We start from the raw sequence: 3,973 nt of genomic DNA, 5'->3' as shown, positions 1-3,973 counted from the left end.
CCGAGCTCACCCTGACGATCTGATCACCGGTCCGGCAGGGGTCCTTCGTGTCCTGCCCCGCTCAACGCAACAGACCCCTTCGAGCTGGTCGCCGCAGTTCAGACCCCCATGACTGCCAGGCACTTGATCAATTGTCAAGAGCTCCTGGTCAGGACGGCGCCATCTGGCGCCCGGTCGTCCTCTCGGCCTGCCCGAGTCGGTGCTCGACGATCGAGTCGATGATCTCTCCGGTGCGCACGGCGATGTTGGACAGCAGCGTCGAGCCAAGTCCGTGGGTGTGCTCGGTAGCCCCTTGGACGTAGACCGGGGCCTCCGTGCCGTCGAGGGCGAGGCGATAGTTGGCGCCGATGTCGACCCGTCCTTGGTCGTCGCGGCGTGGGGTGATCCCGCGCAGGAACCGGGCCGGGTCGCTCGATTGATAGCCGGTGGCGTAGACGATCGTGTCCGCAGCGATGACCGTACTGGTCGACTTCACGCCGGACCAGACGACGACGGACGGCCCGTCGCTGGTGAGATCCACCTGTTCCACCCGGCTCATCGGGTGGAAGTGCAGGCGCTCGTCGCCGTCGACGAGCTCGGCGTAGTGCTTTTCATAGATGCTCTCGATCAGGTCGGGATCGACGACCGCGTAGTTCGTGTTCCGGTGCCGCTCGACGATCTGCCTCCGGACGTGCGGGGGGCTGCGGTGAAAGTCGTGGGCCGCGTCCGGGTCGAACACGCGGTTGGCGAAGGCGCTGTCGTCGGCCGGGGAGAACCCCCAGCGATCGAACACCGCATGGACTTCGGCGCCAGGGAAGCTACGGTGCAGGAACTCGATGGACTCCGCGGCGCTCTGGCCCGCTCCCACCACAACGAAGCGGCGCGGTATGCGGCGTTCGCTCTGCAGCCGGGCCACGTTGGGGACGAGATCGCAGTTGTGCCACACCCGATCTCCCGACGTCACGCCCGGCGGAAGATGCGGCCGAAGACCGGTCGCGATCACAACAGCGTAGGCACGGTGGCGCACCGTCCGGCCGTCCCGGCGGGCAACGATGTCCAGGACCGGACCGTCCTCGCTGTCCCCGACCTCGCCCGGACCGACCTCGACCACTTCCGATCCGTAGTCGACAACGTCGTCGAACTGCTCCGCCGCCCAACTCAGGTAGTCGTGGTACTCCAGACGGGTGGGGAAGAACGTCTGCCGGTTGAGGAAGTCGACCAGCCTGCCCCGCTCCGCCAGGTAGCTGAGGAAGCCGAATCCGCTGGTGGGGTTCCGCACCGTGGCCAGGTCCTTCACGAAGGGGATCTGCATGCGCGCCTCCGGAATGAGCATCCCGCGGTGCCACCCGAAGCGGTCCTGGCGTTCGAGGAACCGGACACGAAGCGGAGCGGGGTGCTCGGCCGCCGCGATCGCGAGACCTAGGTTTCCGGGACCGAAGCCGACGCCGACTAGGTCGAACGGAGCGCTGTCCTGCGCCGGACCGGTCGCACCCGATCCGGCATGTTGAGTTGCGGTCATCGCTTTCCTTTCCCGGCGGTAGGGGTAGTCCGCCGGACCTCGAAGAGACCACGCACCCACGAACACGACACAAAAAGAGGAACGTTGTGTGCAATGCAATCTTCGGCTTGCGTGCGACCTGCGATCGTATCCACCTCGGCAGGGTAGACAGTACGGTGGATAGCTTAGTGCTCGACTTCTGATATGAGGCCTCGGTGCAGCATTCCCAGCGCATCTCTGATAGGTATCCGTCGATAGGCCTCACTGCGACCTTGAGTGGAGTCCAAAGCAGCTCGCCTACGCTGCAATTCGATACGTTGATCTGCGGATATCTCACTTGCGCGCGAACTAGCGGCTTGTACTATTTCATCAGCGGGAACGACGGCTTCGGCAGTGATGCGGTGAGCTTCTCGGCGTTCCCGTTCGGCTCCTTCTGGGTCAAGTGATATCCGCGTGTTGGCTTCCGCTAGTTCATGAATTGCCGTGACTTCAATATTGGGACTCGAAGCTCGACCGCCAGCAGCGTAGGCCCAAGCGCCTCGTATCCGGTCGATTGCCTGCTGCGGCTCCTTGTAATCATGCTGAACGTGATCAGGGAGTCGGTCCGGAACTGCAAGATACGTAATGCCTCGATCATTGACAGCATTCAGGATCGCGGCCGGATTGTTGGGCAAGAAAACCTCCTTTCTCGGAGGGAAGACGTCGAAGTATGTATGATCCCCGAAATATCCTCCGACGTGGAAGACAAATATATCCGGGTAGATTGGGTGCGTGCGATTTCGACGTTCAGGGCGAACGTCGTAGAATGAGCTTATGGCCAACTGAAGCAGGTAAGAGCAGCCGATACTGCCGAAGGCCTCATGGACAACGACACCGAACCGGTCCAGCGGTCCCCATTCGGGAAACAAGTCTTCTCTTGCGCCCGGAGAGCCATCGACCGATATGCGAAAGTGGCCCCTATCGACTAGCTGAGATGTATGCATCTAGGGCTCCTGCAGACTACATCACGGCAGTTGAGACATCATTTTGGCAAGGTCGTTTCTGTTGGTCGATTTGTCAACAGCAAACTTCCTCTGAACTCTTCTACGCACGGTAGGAGACTGCTCTTGGCTCAACTTGAACATGGCTTCCACTTTACATACAAGGAATTTGAAGGCCCCGACGCCGGCAACGATTTCGTTAAAGTAGTCGATAGACCCAGATGTAGACCACCCAGTACCGAACTCCCGTTCCAGCACCGATGCCGTCTGCTTTATCACATCCAACGTAGCTTCCCCTGTGGGAAGTCGTCGGACAACGCCACGAAGGTGAACCGAGGTGAAATTCCACGTGGGCGCGGCAGGTCCAGATTGCTCGTACAAACCAGGCGACACGTACGAGTGCGGTCCCGAGAAGACAGCTACAGAGTCTTCTTCCTCCGTAGCATGTACCCAGTGCGGGTTGCTCCGGTTCATATGACTTAGAAGCGTCATGTCCGCCGTGACTTCTTCTGAATTTCCCTGTGCCAGGATCACAGGAACCTGACTGGTGTACAGCCCCCCGTCATCTCCGATGCTCGTGAGGAGGGCTAAGGGGTACTGTCGGATCAAACTCAAGATCCAAGAGTCGTCAGGTGCCTGGTAAATGTCTGGAACAAGCATGGCTCTCCTAGTAGTCCGACGGACGAAGTTTAGTGAGCGACACACTCATCTGGGTTGCCGTTCCGACACTTCAACCAACAGGTACTCTGAATGCGTCGCGTCACTTCCATCTTGAAAAGTCTTCTGTTTGACAACCGTAAGTTCTCTATTCAGATCTGTTGCCAGGTCGAACAGCGTCGCGGTATCGGCCTTGTTGGTACTCAGGAGAAGTAGAACTCGACCCGACGGGGTTGTCCAACCTGGAGATTCACGCAAGAACCTCCGATGCGCCTGATAACCGGGGTCGAAATATGAATGCTCATAGGCTTGAGTGATCTGGTGTTCCGGGGGAGCCCAGATGAAGTTGGAATTCCAGAATATCAAGTCGAACTTCTGCTTCGAGTCGACGCGGTCAAAGAGATCGCTATGTGCTGTCTCGAGCACACTCGACACGCCATGACGTGATGCGTTCCGAGCAGTGTTTTCCACTGCGTTCGGATTGATGTCAGTCGCCAGAACGCGCGGGCACCCTGCCAACGCTGCTGTTACAGCAACGACTCCTGCTCCGGAGCCAATCTCGAGCATCGAGGACCAGCCGACAGAGTCCGCTTCATCGAGTCCCAAGAACTCAAGGGAGACGTAGGTCGAGGGGCGATAGAGAGTCGGGAATACTCCAGAAAGCAAGTCCCAGTCACGACCTTGAAAGTGGAACGTCGCCGGTCGGTCAGATCGATTTGCTTCGTCGGCGCTGAGCTCGACGACCTGCCTATAGAACTTCTCTCGATCGAACATCGCAATTCTTCCAGTTTTTGGAGGGATGAAGTTCCCTAGTACTACAGCAACACTTGTCGGCGTGTCGTCGGCAACCCGCCGACGG

3 protein-coding genes are annotated in these 3,973 nt (G+C 59.2%); all 3 read right to left on the bottom strand.

Features of this window, described 5'->3' with window-relative positions; translation table 11 throughout:
* Nucleotides 1-148: 148 nt before the first annotated feature.
* Complete coding sequence (locus tag CV1CTNOD_RS11300; RefSeq protein ID WP_131786072.1) at nt 149-1,498, bottom strand: lysine N(6)-hydroxylase/L-ornithine N(5)-oxygenase family protein; 1,350 nt, start codon at nt 1,496-1,498, stop codon at nt 149-151.
* A gap of 983 nt (nt 1,499-2,481) precedes the next feature.
* The gene (locus CV1CTNOD_RS11295; RefSeq protein ID WP_131786071.1) at nt 2,482-3,117 is read right to left on the bottom strand and encodes an FMN-binding negative transcriptional regulator; all 636 of its coding nucleotides are present in this window, start codon (nt 3,115-3,117) and stop codon (nt 2,482-2,484) included.
* A 45-nt stretch (nt 3,118-3,162) separates the two neighbouring features.
* On the bottom strand, nt 3,163-3,973 hold an 811-nt coding region (locus CV1CTNOD_RS11290; RefSeq protein WP_207386355.1), incomplete at its 5' end, for a 50S ribosomal protein L11 methyltransferase.

This window comes from Protofrankia symbiont of Coriaria ruscifolia (assembly GCF_900634745.1).
Classification (GTDB): domain Bacteria; phylum Actinomycetota; class Actinomycetes; order Frankiales; family Frankiaceae; genus Protofrankia; species Protofrankia californiensis.
This window is presented reverse-complemented; position numbering and strand designations above follow the sequence as displayed.

What these genes read in the sequence shown, in the direction of transcription:
- CV1CTNOD_RS11300 (WP_131786072.1), bottom strand. Translation starts at nt 1,498, where the DNA reads ATGACCGCAACTCAACATGCCGGATCGGGTGCGACCGGTCCGGCGCAG.
- CV1CTNOD_RS11295 (WP_131786071.1), bottom strand. Translation starts at nt 3,117, where the DNA reads ATGCTTGTTCCAGACATTTACCAGGCACCTGACGACTCTTGGATCTTG.